At 68.5% G+C, this 13,434-nt stretch carries 16 protein-coding genes and 4 pseudogenes; 12 read left to right on the top strand and 8 right to left on the bottom strand.

Features of this window, described 5'->3' with window-relative positions; all coding sequences use genetic code 11:
- Window positions 1-30 precede the first annotated feature (30 nt).
- The gene (locus ACIBA9_RS30205) at window positions 31-366 is read left to right on the top strand and encodes a hypothetical protein (protein ID WP_399368080.1); all 336 of its coding nucleotides are present in this window, start codon (window positions 31-33) and stop codon (window positions 364-366) included.
- Here ACIBA9_RS30205 and ACIBA9_RS30200 read toward each other — a convergent pair.
- Window positions 329-712, bottom strand: coding sequence for a transposase (locus ACIBA9_RS30200; protein ID WP_399367944.1), 384 nt, complete (start codon window positions 710-712; stop codon window positions 329-331). The two genes, ACIBA9_RS30205 and ACIBA9_RS30200, sit on opposite strands and share 38 nt — an antisense overlap.
- 563 nt (window positions 713-1,275) lie before the next feature.
- Between ACIBA9_RS30200 and ACIBA9_RS30195 the strand changes: the two genes are divergently transcribed.
- Entirely contained in the window at window positions 1,276-2,274 is a 999-nt protein-coding gene (locus ACIBA9_RS30195) for a TIGR01777 family oxidoreductase (RefSeq protein WP_399367942.1), read from the top strand.
- Between the two features lie 89 nt (window positions 2,275-2,363).
- Here the strand turns inward: ACIBA9_RS30195 and ACIBA9_RS30190 are convergent, their stop codons facing one another.
- On the bottom strand, window positions 2,364-2,756 hold the full coding sequence (locus ACIBA9_RS30190) for a hypothetical protein (protein WP_399368072.1): 393 nt from the start codon (window positions 2,754-2,756) through the stop codon (window positions 2,364-2,366).
- A 414-nt stretch (window positions 2,757-3,170) separates the two neighbouring features.
- Between ACIBA9_RS30190 and ACIBA9_RS30185 the strand changes: the two genes are divergently transcribed.
- From ACIBA9_RS30185 to ACIBA9_RS30165, 5 genes and pseudogenes are all read left to right on the top strand, one after another.
- Window positions 3,171-3,743, top strand: a complete 573-nt coding sequence (locus tag ACIBA9_RS30185; RefSeq protein WP_399367940.1) for a GNAT family N-acetyltransferase — start codon at window positions 3,171-3,173, stop codon at window positions 3,741-3,743.
- A gap of 155 nt (window positions 3,744-3,898) precedes the next feature.
- Window positions 3,899-4,042 (top strand): annotated as a pseudogene (locus ACIBA9_RS30180) (YbhB/YbcL family Raf kinase inhibitor-like protein); the annotation flags it as partial.
- Window positions 4,043-4,277: 235 nt separating this feature from the next.
- Window positions 4,278-4,883 carry a TetR/AcrR family transcriptional regulator gene (locus ACIBA9_RS30175; RefSeq protein WP_399367938.1) on the top strand — a complete coding sequence of 202 codons (606 nt, stop codon included), beginning with the start codon at window positions 4,278-4,280 and terminating at the stop codon, window positions 4,881-4,883.
- A 10-nt stretch (window positions 4,884-4,893) separates the two neighbouring features.
- Window positions 4,894-5,259, top strand: a complete 366-nt coding sequence (locus ACIBA9_RS30170) for a VOC family protein (protein WP_399367935.1) — start codon at window positions 4,894-4,896, stop codon at window positions 5,257-5,259.
- A 405-nt stretch (window positions 5,260-5,664) separates the two neighbouring features.
- Window positions 5,665-6,150: a zinc ribbon domain-containing protein gene (locus ACIBA9_RS30165; RefSeq protein WP_399367933.1), complete on the top strand. Its 486-nt coding sequence runs from the start codon at window positions 5,665-5,667 to the stop codon at window positions 6,148-6,150.
- Window positions 6,151-6,382: 232 nt separating this feature from the next.
- Here the strand turns inward: ACIBA9_RS30165 and ACIBA9_RS30160 are convergent, their stop codons facing one another.
- The 3 genes and pseudogenes from ACIBA9_RS30160 to ACIBA9_RS30150 all read right to left on the bottom strand — a co-directional run.
- Window positions 6,383-6,520: a hypothetical protein gene (locus ACIBA9_RS30160; RefSeq protein ID WP_399367931.1), complete on the bottom strand. Its 138-nt coding sequence runs from the start codon at window positions 6,518-6,520 to the stop codon at window positions 6,383-6,385.
- A gap of 545 nt (window positions 6,521-7,065) precedes the next feature.
- Window positions 7,066-8,358 carry a phosphatase PAP2 family protein gene (locus tag ACIBA9_RS30155; protein WP_399368070.1) on the bottom strand — a complete coding sequence of 431 codons (1,293 nt, stop codon included), beginning with the start codon at window positions 8,356-8,358 and terminating at the stop codon, window positions 7,066-7,068.
- Window positions 8,359-8,575: 217 nt separating this feature from the next.
- Window positions 8,576-8,860 (bottom strand): annotated as a pseudogene (locus ACIBA9_RS30150) (CBS domain-containing protein); the annotation flags it as partial.
- Between ACIBA9_RS30150 and ACIBA9_RS30145 the strand changes: the two are divergent.
- Window positions 8,847-9,251: pseudogene (locus ACIBA9_RS30145) on the top strand (CNNM domain-containing protein); the annotation flags it as partial. The pseudogenes ACIBA9_RS30150 and ACIBA9_RS30145 overlap by 14 nt on opposite strands.
- Window positions 9,252-9,363: 112 nt before the next feature.
- Here ACIBA9_RS30145 and ACIBA9_RS30140 read toward each other — a convergent pair.
- Window positions 9,364-9,658, bottom strand: a pseudogene (locus ACIBA9_RS30140) (alpha/beta fold hydrolase); the annotation flags it as partial.
- 336 nt (window positions 9,659-9,994) lie between these two features.
- Here ACIBA9_RS30140 and ACIBA9_RS30135 point away from each other — a divergent pair.
- From ACIBA9_RS30135 to ACIBA9_RS30125, 3 genes are all read left to right on the top strand, one after another.
- Window positions 9,995-10,150 carry a DUF6131 family protein gene (locus ACIBA9_RS30135; RefSeq protein WP_167528460.1) on the top strand — a complete coding sequence of 52 codons (156 nt, stop codon included), beginning with the start codon at window positions 9,995-9,997 and terminating at the stop codon, window positions 10,148-10,150.
- Window positions 10,151-10,321: 171 nt separating this feature from the next.
- Window positions 10,322-10,657, top strand: a complete 336-nt coding sequence (locus ACIBA9_RS30130) for a DUF3147 family protein (protein ID WP_399367929.1) — start codon at window positions 10,322-10,324, stop codon at window positions 10,655-10,657.
- Complete coding sequence (locus tag ACIBA9_RS30125; RefSeq protein WP_399367927.1) at window positions 10,654-11,082, top strand: DUF3147 family protein; 429 nt, start codon at window positions 10,654-10,656, stop codon at window positions 11,080-11,082. The genes ACIBA9_RS30130 and ACIBA9_RS30125 overlap by 4 nt, the downstream gene beginning before the upstream one ends.
- A gap of 181 nt (window positions 11,083-11,263) precedes the next feature.
- Here the strand turns inward: ACIBA9_RS30125 and ACIBA9_RS30120 are convergent, their stop codons facing one another.
- Window positions 11,264-11,464 carry a hypothetical protein gene (locus tag ACIBA9_RS30120; RefSeq protein WP_399367925.1) on the bottom strand — a complete coding sequence of 67 codons (201 nt, stop codon included), beginning with the start codon at window positions 11,462-11,464 and terminating at the stop codon, window positions 11,264-11,266.
- 870 nt (window positions 11,465-12,334) lie between these two features.
- Between ACIBA9_RS30120 and ACIBA9_RS30115 the strand changes: the two genes are divergently transcribed.
- A complete protein-coding gene (locus tag ACIBA9_RS30115) occupies window positions 12,335-12,610 on the top strand; it encodes a hypothetical protein (protein ID WP_399367923.1) in 276 nt (91 codons plus the stop codon).
- A gap of 291 nt (window positions 12,611-12,901) precedes the next feature.
- On the opposite strand, the gene ACIBA9_RS30110 is transcribed toward ACIBA9_RS30115, so the two are convergent.
- Window positions 12,902-13,393 carry a GNAT family N-acetyltransferase gene (locus tag ACIBA9_RS30110; RefSeq protein ID WP_399367921.1) on the bottom strand — a complete coding sequence of 164 codons (492 nt, stop codon included), beginning with the start codon at window positions 13,391-13,393 and terminating at the stop codon, window positions 12,902-12,904.
- Window positions 13,394-13,434 lie beyond the last annotated feature (41 nt).

The following is a 13,434-nucleotide window of genomic DNA, read 5'->3' as shown; positions in this document are numbered from 1 at the left end:
TTCGGCGGTGCCCGCACGGGAGGCGGCGAGGTGTTTGCGGACGACCTGGCGGCTGCCGCGGTAGTCACGGGCACGGATCTCCAAGAACAGTCGTGCGCCGCTGACCTGGCCTTGGGCTTCGGTGAAGCGGGCGTTGAGGTACGCCTTGAACGACCCCAGGACGCCGCCTGGGCGGCGCTGGCGGGCCGAGGCCAGCAGCTCGTCGAGGTCGGTGTCGCGGAAGCGGCGCACGGTCTTGCGGTCGAGGCTGAGGCGGCGGGCGATGGCGCTGATCGTCCAGCGTTTCTCCAGCAGGCGGTGGATGTCCTCGTAGCGGTGGCGGGTGCTGTCAATGATCTGGGTGCGGGGCAGTTCCGGGGGCGGTAACAGCATCCGGGGGCGGCTCTGGCACCGCGGTCACCGTCTCCTCCTCGACACGTTTACGCAGGCAGTCGCGGTGCTGGTGACAGGTCTTCTCAACCGCGGCGGACAGGTTCCGCAACAGGTGCCATCGGTCGGCCACTTCGAGCGTGTGAGGGGCGGCTTCCTTGACCGCCTCGGTGTAGGCGCTGGCCCGGTCCCGGCAGATGATCTCGGCACCGGGGTGCTCTTTGAGCCAGGCCGCGAACGTCTCGGAGGTGCGGTCGGGCAGTACGTCCACGACCCGGACAGCCTCAACGTCGACCAGCACGGTGCCGTAGGTGCAACCCTCGCGGAAGGCGAACTCGTCCACCCCCAACACCCGCGGCGACCGGTCCGGCACCGCCGGCACCGTCAGCAGCCTGGGCAGCCGAGTCCGGCCCGCGACCAGCCGCAGGCGGCGGCACAACCGCGCGGCCGGACGTCCGCCGAGCTCGATCGCGATCGACCGCAGCCAGGCTGTCAGAGCGACAGTGCCGCTCGGACAGGCCCGGCACCTGCTCCACGAACGTCTTGCGGGAACAGCTCTTCCGGTCACAGAAATACCGGCGGACCCGCAGCCGGACTGTGACCCGGTGAGAACCCAACAACCCCTCAATCAGGTCGCGTTGACACGAGCTGCGCGTGCGCCTCGCCTGTTTCCTGCAGTCCGGACACCGGCCCGGGCAAGCGGTGGACACCGCCTCCACCACCAGGACGTCGGACGAGTCGCTGACGCGTTCCACCCGCACATCGATCCCAAGCAACAGCACAGCCTCGACCGTCTTGCTCACCATGCCGAGACATACTCTGCCGAGGTGGGACCGGTCGCACCCAAATTTTGAACATGTTCAACTCTTTGGTCTAGGCTCATCCAAGACGAAGGAGGGGTAGCCGATGAAGGTTGTGATTCCTGGGGGCACCGGACAGGTCGGCGCGATCCTGAAGCGGGCACTTGACGCCGCCGGCCACGAGGTCGTGATTCTCACCAGACGCCCCAGGCGCGAGGGCGAGGTCCCATGGGACGGTCAGACCCTGGGGCCATGGACGGCGGCGGTGGACGGCAGCGACGTCGTCATCAATCTGGCCGGGCGCACTGTGAGTTGCCGATACACGGCGGCCAATCTGCAGGAAATGATGGACTCCCGGGTCGACTCCACCCGGGTCGTGGGCGCCGCGATTGCGGGAGCTGCCCGACCGCCACGGCTCTGGCTGCAGATGAGCACCGCCACGGTGTACGCGCACCGCTTCGACGCCCCCAACGACGAGGCCACCGGTGTGATCGGCGGTACCGAACCGGGCGTGCCGGACTACTGGGCGTACAGCGTCGAGATCGCCAAGGCCTGGGAGCAGGCTCAGCAGCAGGCCGAAACGCCGGCCACGCGCAAGGTCGCTCTACGCTCGGCCATGGTGATGAGCCCGGACCCCGGCGGGGTCTTCGCCGTCCTGCTAGGACTGGCCCGCCTGGGTCTCGGCGGCCCGGTCGCCGGTGGAGCACAGTACGTGTCGTGGATCCACGAACACGACTTCGTGCGCGCGGTGGAGTTCTTGATCGAACGGGAGGACATCGCAGGGCCGGTGAACCTGGCGGCTCCCCATCCCCTGCCGCAGCGTGCATTCATGCGCACCCTGCGCTCCGCCTGGGGTGTACCGGTGGGTCTCCCTGCGACCAAGTGGATGACCGAGGTCGGCGCGTTCGCGCTGCGTTCCGACACCGAACTGCTGCTGAAGAGCCGCCATGTCGTCCCGGGCCGACTGAGCCAGGCAGGCTTCGACTTTCAGTACGCACAGTGGCCGCAGGCCGCGGATGAGCTGGTGCGTCGGGTGCGCGAACGGGTCGGGCGAGTTTCAGCACTCGCCCGACGGGTCGCCGCAGCGAAGTCACCAGCTTCCTGAAGGCGCGCGGGCTCAACCCGGTGGACGGGGCGCTCCAGCCACGCCGAGATTGCAGCGGGCCAGCGTTTCCGTCAGCGAGCCTTCCCGCCTCAGCGGAACTCGTGGATGACCTGGATCTCGCCGACGATGTGGGCGTTGAAGTCGTCAAGCTCCCCGGCAGGAATCCAGAGCTCGAGGATTGCCTGCCCGCCGGCCTGCTGGATGGGATACCGGCTCAAGAACCCCGACTCGACCTCAAAACGAGTGACGAAGCCGGCGCCGTCGTGCTTCACCTTCCAGTCCCGCGCGATCCTGACCGTGTAGTCCTCGTTGAGGACCGGGTAGAAGATCGGCTGCTCGGGCAGCTTGGGCGGCCAGGCACGCCAGTTCAGCTCCCGAACCAGATCCAGCTCCTTGGGGCCGGTGGGACGCCAGAGGGTTGTCGCAGGTGTAGGCGTCCAGAAGGGCGCGGGCTCCGTCGCGGACGGCCACGGTCCGGCCAGGGCCGGGCAGTCCGCCGGACCTCGTGCCGATGACGGACATCAGCGCGGAGCCGCGGGTCGTGCGCTGTCCCGGGATCACGGGGGCGGTCGAGCGGGAGCGCCGGCGGGAGTGCCCGCGGGCGAACTGCCGAGCGCGTCCTCACGATCCGGCTACCTGATCAAATCCGCCGGCCTGCCGTAAGGCCCGGGCACGGCACCACCGCGGGCCCGACCGGCCCTACGTGCTGCGCAAGTCGGCGATCGGCTTTGTCCACGGAATGTGGCTCTGGCTCGGCTTCTGTGCTGCTGCTCCCGAGCCAGGAACGCGGCAAGCCTCGCGTCAGGGTCGTCGGTCAAGCGGTGCTCGGGCCGTCCGGCCGGCCAGGCAGGAAAACGGATGGTCGGGGGCGGGCGTGACGCGGCAGGATACTCCGTATGGCATTGCCCGCTCCCGAGCTGCACACTGGCCGCCTGCGACTGCGGCCGTTCACCGACGCCGACGCGGCGCCGCTCTACGCGCTGCACGGCAGTGCCCACGTGCTGCGGTACTGGGACTCCCCGCCGTGGACCGAACCGGCCCGCGCCCAGCGCTTCATCGCGACCTGCCGGACGATGGAGGCGGAAGGTACGGGAGCGCGGGTGGCCGTCGACCGCGTCCTCGACGGCGCGTTCATCGGCTGGTGCGGCCTGAACAGCTGGAACCCCGACTTCCGCAGCGCGTCGCTGGGCTACGTCTTCGATGCCGCCGCGTGGGGTCACGGCTACGCCACGGAAGCCGCGCACGCCGTCCTGCGGTGGGCGTTCGACACCCTGGACCTCAACCGCGTCCAGGCCGAGACCGACACCCGCAATGCGGCGTCCGCCCGGGTTCTGGAGAAGCTCGGCTTCGTCCGCGAAGGCACCCTTCGCGAGGACTGCGTCGTCAACGGCGACGTCTCCGACTCCTGGGTCTTTGGCCTCCTTCGCCGCGAGTGGCACCCGGCGGCCACGCCGACAGCCGGCCGCTAGGACCGGGACCCGCCCGCCTTTCGGTTCCCCCGGCCCGGGCTCTCGCAGCCGACCCGGAAGCCTGAAGGTCAGGCCGGGTTCAGTGGAGTGATGCCGGTATCCGCGTACCGCTCGGGTCCCAGCGACAGGACGACATACTGGTTCAAGCAGCCGAGGGGTGCTCTCCCCCGCCGGGCGACGGCCCGCACCGTTACGTCTTCACGGTGTACGCGATGGACCAGGAGAAGCTCGGCCCGGACGGGGACGCCTCTCCGGCCGTCGTGGGCTTCAACGCTGAGCGTGCGCGTCGGGCGCGGGCCGCCAGGACGCTGCACGGTTCGTCTGGCACGTCCTGCTCTTGCTCAGCTATATCGACCGGGTGGGCGAAGACGATGGCTGCGCCCCGACCGTGCTAGTGGAGATAGCCGCTACCGTGCCTGTGCCGTGATCGAGCGGAGTTGACGCCCGACGTCGGCAATCCCTTGACCGGAGTGAGCACTCACTCCGATACGTGCCTCCATGACGACCGCACCCAGTCGGCGAAGAGCAGCGGCGATGGACCCCGACAGCCGTCGGGAGATGATCGTTCGTGCCGCGCTTCCCCTCGTGATCGAGCGCGGCAGCGCGGTGACGATGCGCCAGGTCGCCCGGGCCGCAGGCATCGGGGAGGGCACCATCTTCCGCGTCTTCGCGGACAAGGAGGAACTCCTTGACGCGTGCGTGACCGAGGCGCTCAGTCCGGCCCACGCCCTCGAGGAACTCACCCTGGTATCTATGGACCAGCCGCTTGCCGACCGGCTGACCGAGGCCGCCTCGACGCTGCACGCCCACCTGGACCGGGTAGGCGCGGTGGTCGGGGCGCTTCACGCGACGGGCGGGCGGGGACGAAGTGGCCGTCCCGGCAGCGCAGGGACCCCGCCTGATCGTGCGGCCGGTTCCCTGCCCGTTCGAGAGGCGCTGGCCGAACTCTTCGAGCCTGAACGGGAGTCGCTGCGGTTGCCTCCCGAGCAGGCAGCATTGATCTTCCTAGGTCTCCTGTTCGTCGGGGCCGGCAGGCCGCCAACCGGAGGCGAGCCGACGGATCCGGCGCCGCAACTGGGAGTGCGCGACCTCGTCGACGTCTTCCTGCACGGCGTCCTGTCCCAGCCAGCCGAGATCTGAGAGACAGAGCATGTCCATCACGCTGAACCACACCATCGTTCCGGCCATAGACAACGAGGCAGCAGCACGTTTCTTCGCCTCCGTCATGGGACTGGACTATCGAGGCGCAGACCGTCATTTCGCGCCGGTGCAGGTCAACGATTCCCTGACGCTGGACTTCATGTCCGTCGAGAATCCGGTCGGCCACCACCTGGCCTTCGACGTGGACCCGTCGTCCTTCGACGAGATCCTCGCCCGGCTCAACTCCGCCGGGGTGCCCTATGGCAACGATCCCAGCGAGCCTGGCAACGGCCGGATCGACCACCCGTTGTGCCCTCGCGGCCTGTACTTCACCGATGACGCCGGAAACCTCTATGAGGTCATGTCCCCTAAGTAGCCTCGCGCTTGATGGCGGCGCCGCCAGGCGGACCAGCAGAGCCGGTGGGCCGGGCCGTGATTGGGCCGGACAGCGGCATACGATGATCAACGCTGGCCGCACCCGTCTCCGCACCCTGCACACATGGCTTTCCTTTGGCGTACCCGGCGGACGGCATCCGGATGCGGGGTTCCGGCCGGCAGCGAATCATCCAGGTGGCCTACGAATGCCAGGTAGAGGGCGCGCCGCACGGCGCGAGCGCGGAAGGCGTGTACGTCTACCGCCGGAACTAGGGCGGGACCAGCGAACCACTGCCGTACGGCTTCGACATCGCCAGCCCCTGAGGCGTACGCCTCCGGCCTGGCGCTCGCCCTTCGAGCCGTACGCCGGTGAGCGTGCCACCACCTGGCTCGCAAGGGGGTAGACATGGCCTGGAGCCTGCTGGGCCGAGCCGGCGGCGGGCTCACCTCCGCGGCCGACGGACTCGCGGGCGCCGGCTGGGGGCCCGCCCGCGACAAGGCTTTCGAACGGGCGATCGGCAATGCGCAAGGGCACTTCAACCGCTGTGCGCGATGCACCCACTACGTCTGCGGACGCTGCTGGCACGCGGCGCAGGGACTGTGTCTGAACTGCGCCCCGGACACCGCGGCCGAGGCCATGGCGGCCCAGCAGCGCGGCCTGAACGACGTGGCCTCGCAGCGGGCGTGCGCTGTAGGACAACAGGCCGGTCAGGGCTACGACCCCAACACGCCCCGGCAGCCGGTCTACCCCCAGTGCCGCACCGAGACCCGCGGCGCCGCGTTCTGCTCCGGCTGCGGGTATCACCTGGCGCAGTCCACCGCATGCACCTCCTGCTCAGCCGTCGTGCCGGACGGCGCGACCTTCTGCCCGGGGTGCGGCACTCGGCCGTAGCACGGTCCCAGCTGTGGGGGAACGCTAAGGGGAATGCATGGCATCGCGAGGCTTCCCGTCACCTCACGTGTTCGAGTCGGGCTTGCTGCTCGGCGCCGTACTCCCCGTGCTCGCTACGTGCGGCGTTCCCGCCCTGGAGCCGGCCCGATGGGGTGAGCGGACTCCGTACAGCCAGCGGACAGGACGAGCGGATCGGCCCCGAGGGCAGCGCACACACCTCGCGAGGCCCCCATCAGGGGTCGCGTGCGGACCGGCGGGCAGGACGGCCCTCGCGTTCTGCCGCGGAACTCTCTTCGAGCCGCCCGAGCAGGAACGGCAGGACTCCCCGTTCCAGCAGGGCCAGCTCCCACTCCTCACGTGCCCGGGTCACGTCCGACGCGGCATCTTGTGACACGTCAGCAAGATCAGCCGCCCGATTGCGAACCGCCACCCCGATCAGGTAGCCCAGATCCCCGATCGCCCCTCCCCCGGCCACGGCCGCGGCAACCAGACCGGCTGTGATCAGTCCGTTGCCGATCTAGGGGCGCGCTCCAAGGGTCAGTAGCGTGAATCCGATGACGCTGCGCTCCCCCGTCCTGGCGACCACGTCCGCCCGTGCCTCGACGTACCTCCAATATTCGACAGCCGCGGCGACGGCGATGTCGTCCCGCGCCTTGAGCGCTCGTGCACGCAGCTGTCCGCGGTCAAGTGTCCCGCCAGGGCGACGCAGCGTGTCAGTGACCCGCTGGGATTGCAACCCCTGCTCGAGAACCTGCTCGAACGTCGCATAGACCTCTGCCCCAGGCAGTTCGGGTTCCCCGACCAAGGAAGCCTCGCTAGTCCGCACGGCGTACGAACCAGCCGCACGAGTGCCGTCAGGAGTGACCTGTAAAGGCAAAGGAACGGGAGGAGGCATCGGCCTGGCCGGAGGCAGACTCAAACCGGTTCGAGTTGCGGTTCCCGATGTTGCTTCGGTGCAGCCGTCGGTTCCCACAGGTGGGTGGTCCGTACGTAGCCGTAGACCACTGAGGTCATCGCCAGAATGAGAAGTGGGCCGAACACCCACGGGTGTCCGGCCATCTCCATCGACAGACAGCGGTACGACACCAAGAGCGCCGCGAAGACCATCGTGCCGTAGATGACCAACTGGATTCCCGGCCGGTCCCACCCACGGTCGAGCGAGCGCAGCGCTGACTCGATCGTGAGCGCGAACACCACGCCGGCGACGAGATCCACGCCGTAGTGGTAGCCGAATCCCAGCGTTGCGCTGAGCGTGGCGAGCAGCCAGAACGTGCCCGCGAACCGCAGAATCCGTGGGCCGCTGCGGGTATGAATGAAGATCACGGTGGCCCACGCCGTGTGCAGGCTGGGCATGCAGTTGCGCGGCGTGATTTCGTCGTATGACACCGGGTGCGGGGTGTTGATCGGCGGGGGCGTGTGCGGCCAGAGATTGGCCACCGCCCAGTGCACGCCGCCGGTGCCGGAGGCGCCCGGGCCGTAGGCGAAGACCGGTCCGACCACCGGGAAGACCATGTAGATGGCCGGCCCGAGGAGACCGATCACCAGGAACGTACGCACCAGATGATGGCTCGGGAAGCGGCGCTCGACGGCCACGTTGCGCAGCTGGTACAGCGCGACGACGACCGCGGCCACCGCTAGCTGAGCGTAGACCAAGTGAAGAAGACCGAGGCCGATCGGGCCGGTGGCGTTGACCATCCGGCCCATCAGCCATGACGGGTTGCCCAGCGCGTGATCGGCGGTTGCCACGTACTGGTCGAGCACCACCGGGCGAGCCTGCGAGGTGATGAATAGCCACGTATCACCGGTCTTGCGGCCGGCCACCAGCAGCAGGCCCAGCCCGACGCCCTTCAACAAAAGGGCGCGTTCCCGCCCGGTTCGGCGCGTGAGGGCGATGACCGCACAGCCCAACATCACCCACAACGCGCCGTTGCCGAAGAAATGCCCATCGGTCATCTTTGCGCCGACCGCCCACCGCACCAGCACGAAGACGACGTCGATGCCGATGGCGACACCAGCCGCGATGAACCGTTGCCGCCAGGTGAGCACCACCATCATCAACGCCAAACCGCCGTACAGCGGCCCCGGCTTCGGGGCGGATATCAGCCCTTCCACCTGGTTGGTGATCGGCCCCGATTGACCGTAGCGGCGCGCGGCGATCTCCAGTGTGACGAGGAATCCAAGAGCCACCGCTCCCACTACTGTCCACACCAGGGCTCGCCGTTGACGCCACGTGGCCAACGCGGCGCTGCCGTTTATTCGTGAAAACACTGGCCAAGTGTGGCTCACCGGTCATCCAGAGGACTCCGAAGGGTCTGCCAACGCCGTCGTGCAGCGTGATCGGGATGCTGGCATACCGCCAACACCCCGAACACTGCGGGCGGCCTACGCGGTCAGCCGCTGCTTCCTGCCCCCTACCAGAACGTTCTTACGCCGCCTGCGGGTGCAGGAGCCGGGCGAGCAGGTCGTCCGGGGTGACCATGCCGGTGAGCTGTCCGTCGGCGTCACGGACGACGGCCAGCGACGCTCGCCGCTGGCGCAGCTGCTCGATGGCGTGGCTGATGGTGTCCCGTTTGGTCAGTTCCGGCACGGGTCGGGCCTGGTCACGGGCGCTGACCGGCCTGCCCTGCGTGCGGGCCATCAGCGCGTCGCGGGCGTGGACGGAGCCGATGACGGCGGTGGCATCGCGCACGAGCAGGCGGTTCGCGTTCGCCGTCGCCATGGTGGTGGTGGTGTTCCTGCACATGGTGGTCGGCGAGATGGCGCCCAAGTCGTGGGCCATCGCTCATCCGGAGCGCTCCGCCATACTGCTGGCACCGGCCTTCCGCGGTCTGGTCAGGGGGGTCCGCCCGCTGCTCTGGCTGCTGAACCGGATGAGCAACGCGCTAGTGCGGCTGTGCCGGGTCACCCCGCGCGACGAGCTGACGGCCGTCCACAACCGCGAGCAGCTCACTTATCTGGTGGTCGAGTCCGAGCGGCTCGGCCTGATCAGCAAGGAGGACTCCGAGCTGATCACCAGCTCCCTGACCGAGCCGCAGAACCCGGTCGGCGCCCTTCAGGTGCCCGCCGCGCTGATCACTTCCGTGGATTCCGCGGCGGACGCGGGCAGGCCATCACGGGTACGGCCGGGCACGCGCGGCTGGGTACGGAGGGGCGAGCGGCGCGCACCGTGGAACATGGTGCGGGGTGCACAGGCGATTCCGACCAGCCCCGCGATCAGCGCAGATCTGCCACGAAACCCGTGAGCGCATCGTTGGTCGCCTCGGGCGCCGACAGATGCGGGCAACGCCGCGGTCACCTCCAGGGTGACCAGCGTCGAGCCGGGGATCTCCTGGTGGACTAAGGCACCGACCTCCCGGGGAGCGATGACATCGTGGGTGCATTCCAGCACCAGCGCAGGCACCCGCACGCTCTTCAGATCGCGCCGGGAGTCCGACAGGAAAGTGGTCCGGGCGAAGACCCGCGCCATGTCCGGATCAGTGGCGCAGAAGCTGTTCGGAGACCTCCTGCCCCGCCCACGACCTTCACAAGTCTGTGTGGGGATGCCTTCTACGCCTCCATGGCTCCTGCAGCCTCGATCGCGATACCAATGTCCACCGGATCGAGGTAGAAATTGGGCTGCCGCCCAGGCCAGTTATGAATCTTGCACGACCGGGTATCACACTTTTGGGTCACATTGCCCCAATTGGACATTGAAATCCAACGCACAGCCCTGCGCCACCACCGGTCAATCTTGACCGCCTGCTCACCGCCTCACGCGACGCCGCCAGCACAACAGCCGACGCCTACCAGTCGCCGCCCTCAGCGGTGGCTGTTATCACGCCGACCGCAAACGAAGGAGGCAACCATGATCGCCCTCGGCATCATCCTGCTCATCGTCGGATTCCTCCTGCATATCGGCATCCTGTGGACGATCGGGATCATCCTGCTCGTCATCGGGCTCATCCTGTTCCTTCTCGGCTCCGTGGGACACGCCGTCGGGGGTCGACGCCATTACTGGTAGGCGTGAGGGCATACCACTCGACGACGCTGGTGCACCGGGCACCGGGCACCGGGCACTGGGCGCTGGAGCGGTGCGCGCCGTGACGATCCGGCCGCTCAGTGCTAAGGCAGCCGAACGGCGTGGCCCGTTGCCTGCACGACGAGTCAGGCCCACGTTGTTCGGATGAGATCCTTGCCGGAGATCGTCCTGAAAGCCTGCGCCGGTGGCCTGTTCGTCGTGGCGTTCGCCTTGTTGGCCGAGGCCGTCCAGCCCAAACGGCTGGCCGGCATCTTCGCCGCGGCACCCTCGGTGGCCCTGGCCAGTCTGATCCTGACCGTCGTGTTCAAAGGCAACCATGACGCCTCGCTGGCAGCCCGCGGCATGATCGGCGGAGCGGTCGCGTTCACCGCCTACACCATCGTCGATGTGCCCGCCTTGAGCAGGCTAGGGGCACTGCGCGGCTCGGCGGCAGCGCTCGTGATGTGGCTCGCCCTGGCGGCCGCCGTCACCTTTGCGGTGGCACCATGAACGCCCCGCAACCCGCCCAGAACGCGGAGAACGCCGACCGGGTACGGCTGACGCCGGGCGCCGCGGGACAGATACCGCGCAAGGACCTGCTCGTCCGCTTCGCCTTCGGGGCGGGCGTGTCCCTTCTCGCCGCGATCGTCTCCACGGTGTTCGGTCCATTCCCAGGCGGGGCATTCCTTGCCTTCCCCGCCATCCTGCTGGCGAGCCTCACCCTGGTGGCCAAGGAAGAGGGCCTTCGCAGCGCTCGCGAAGACACCCGCGGAGCGACCCTGGGCACGCTCGGATTGCTGGCGTTCTCCCTTCTCGCCACCACGCTGCTGCGCGGCCACTCGGCCTGGCTCGCCTTGACCGTGGCCACTACCGCCTGGCTCGCGGTCTCACTCGCCGCTTACGCCCTCGCTCGCGCGGCGGGCAAGAGACAGTGATGCTCCCGGACCGCACGCATCGCCGATCCGTCCGGCTTCTGGGGTCCCAGCGACAACCCGGAGCGGCATGGCGCCCCAGTCCACACGCACGCGGCGAACGAGCGGCCAGTCATGCATCCCGCCCGCGTACGACCGGGGCGGCCTGCCTTATCGCCGGGAGGGCAGTTCCGCCTGCCGGGACTCAAGCCTGTTCGAGGCTCTCCCCGAATTCGTGTAGAGCCTGGTGGTTCCGGTTGGCCGCCAGTAGGTGCCCAACGAGGATCACCCCAGCGACCGGCCATTCGATCAAGCCGGTCACCGTGAGTAGGCCAACCCCGCCGAAGAACGCCAGCTGGTCCGGCGAAGCCGGTAGGGCGAATTCACCCACCAGGGGCAGGGTCAACCGAACAGTGTCGCGGTCGGCCGCATTGCCCTCCACCTGTCGGCCGTCATGCCCGGACGGTGTCGAGCTACTGGTAGGTGGATTTTTCCGCGTCGTCGAGGAAGCGGTATCGGCAGCCATCGAACTACCCTCCGGTCCATTCCGTCGCCATCCACGAGTCCCCCGGATCGCGCCGCCGCATGCGAGGTTGTCGCGCGTACTGCCGGTCGGGGTTTCAGCGTGTACAAGCTCGCGGTCACCGCCCCAGGGCTGCAAGCCGTTGGGCGAAAGCGCCGGCGTAGACGCTTTCGACAAACCTTGCGGCTCGCCGTGACCGGCGTGCGGCTTTTCGCTGTGGCGAACATGGTCGCGTCTGACGGTCAACCCAAGATCCACCTGCGCCGGCAACGTTTTCGCCCAAGATCTGTGTCGACCTGATCCCGCCCCCTCTCGCAGATGCAGAGCCGGGCCGAACGTGCAGCCACTCGTGCCCAGCCGCCGTGACCGACGAACTCCGACGCGAGGGGTCGACGGCCACCGGGTCGGTCAGGACAGCGCCCGGACCGGCGAGATCGCCGTGGGGGGGGGTGCGGCACCGCCTCGTCATCCACGCCCCCACCCGCGCGTGGCCGGGCGCGCCATGTGCTAGGCGGATCGTTATGGACGAGTAGGCGGCTGCGATCGCAAATCAGGCACTCGCAGATCGACGCAGGAACCCAGACTGTGTGAGCCACCGACTGCATCGTCCGCGTCAGCGCAGCCGGTCTCACGGGGCAGCCGCACCGGAGCGACCCGGTGCGGGCTTCGGCTCCGCCGCCCAATCCGGGGGCAGGGCTGGGTCGGACACGGTGGCGGCGAGCATCGGATCCGGCAACCTCCAGGTCATGAACCATGCCTTCCACGGCCATAGACCGTGTGCCGGTCCAAGATCCGCCGTGGTCTCGTTTTCCCGGCTGGGAAGCGGATCCGGCCGGGTGCCAGGCACTGCCCGCCTACCTTCGCAAGGCCCTCACCCCCAGCAATTCACCTGTCCAGCGTTGCCTGCGTGAGCCAGCCTCACCCAGCGTCACGAACCTGCGCCGCAAGTACGGCATGGTGTTCGAGTTCACCTTCCCTGCCAGGGACTACTTCCTCGTGTACCAAGACGGCCGGACAGTCAGCCACTGAGCGGGAAGATCGGCCTAAGCTCGAGCGGACAGCTCCTCACGGCAGCCCACGAAAGCCGTCCCACCCGACGTATCCCACCCTGCCCGGCCTCGTCCCTCACGCGTCACAACACCGCCTCGCGCGCTGTGGTGGGGTCGAGGCCTGAGTCAGGCGCGCTCGATGCCAGTTCGCCGGGTGCTGCCCACGACCTGCACTGCAGGGGCGACGCCGGCCTCGCCCACCAGCTCCATCCCCACGAGGGTGACGCAGACCCTCACGTTCGCAGTAGCCCGTGACTGCCTGCCCCCGCGGTCACGAGGCAAAGTCGTGGTACATGACATGTAGGCCGACCGGCCCCAGCGTCGGATGCCGGAAGGCGCCCGGAACGGTGCCGATCATCGTGAACCCGAGACGCTCGTACAGCCTGACGGCCGGGGCGTTGGAGGCAGCGACTGCGTTGAACTGCACGCCGACGAATTCGCGGCTGCGCGCCCAGTCCAGCAGGTACTCGCCCAGCGCCTGGCCGACACCCCGGCCCCGCGCCTCTGCCGCGACCATGAAGTTTCCGCTGGCAACGTGCGCGCCGGGGCCGGGACGATTGGGGTACATGTTGGAGGTGCCGACAATGCGCTGGTCCTCCATGGCGACGACAACGTGCCCCGGCGGCGCCACCACCCACATGTCGCGTGCCTGTGCCTCGCTTTGCAGCGGGTCGTAGCAGAAGGTGTCCCCCTTGCGGACGATCTGCTCGACGATCGGCCAGACCTGCGGCCAATCGGACTCCTCGAACGTGCGGATCTCCATGGGCGTGAGACTAGTCACCGGTGACCCGTACCCCCACCGGT

Source organism: Streptomyces sp. NPDC051452 (genome assembly GCF_044454765.1).
GTDB lineage: Bacteria > Actinomycetota > Actinomycetes > Streptomycetales > Streptomycetaceae > Streptomyces.
Note: the sequence above shows the minus strand (reverse complement) of the source record. Positions and strands in the feature narration are given on the sequence as shown.

Bases quoted from the DNA above. Each gene is read 5' to 3' on its own strand.
- ACIBA9_RS30125 (WP_399367927.1), top strand. From the start codon at position 10,654: ATGAACGCCCCGCAACCCGCCCAGAACGCGGAGAACGCCGACCGGGTA.
- ACIBA9_RS30115 (WP_399367923.1), top strand. From the start codon at position 12,335: ATGCCTTCCACGGCCATAGACCGTGTGCCGGTCCAAGATCCGCCGTGG.
- ACIBA9_RS30135 (WP_167528460.1), top strand. From the start codon at position 9,995: ATGATCGCCCTCGGCATCATCCTGCTCATCGTCGGATTCCTCCTGCAT.
- ACIBA9_RS30165 (WP_399367933.1), top strand. From the start codon at position 5,665: ATGGCCTGGAGCCTGCTGGGCCGAGCCGGCGGCGGGCTCACCTCCGCG.
- ACIBA9_RS30110 (WP_399367921.1), bottom strand. From the start codon at position 13,393: ATGGAGATCCGCACGTTCGAGGAGTCCGATTGGCCGCAGGTCTGGCCG.
- ACIBA9_RS30170 (WP_399367935.1), top strand. From the start codon at position 4,894: ATGTCCATCACGCTGAACCACACCATCGTTCCGGCCATAGACAACGAG.
- ACIBA9_RS30195 (WP_399367942.1), top strand. From the start codon at position 1,276: ATGAAGGTTGTGATTCCTGGGGGCACCGGACAGGTCGGCGCGATCCTG.
- ACIBA9_RS30175 (WP_399367938.1), top strand. From the start codon at position 4,278: ATGGACCCCGACAGCCGTCGGGAGATGATCGTTCGTGCCGCGCTTCCC.
- ACIBA9_RS30185 (WP_399367940.1), top strand. From the start codon at position 3,171: ATGGCATTGCCCGCTCCCGAGCTGCACACTGGCCGCCTGCGACTGCGG.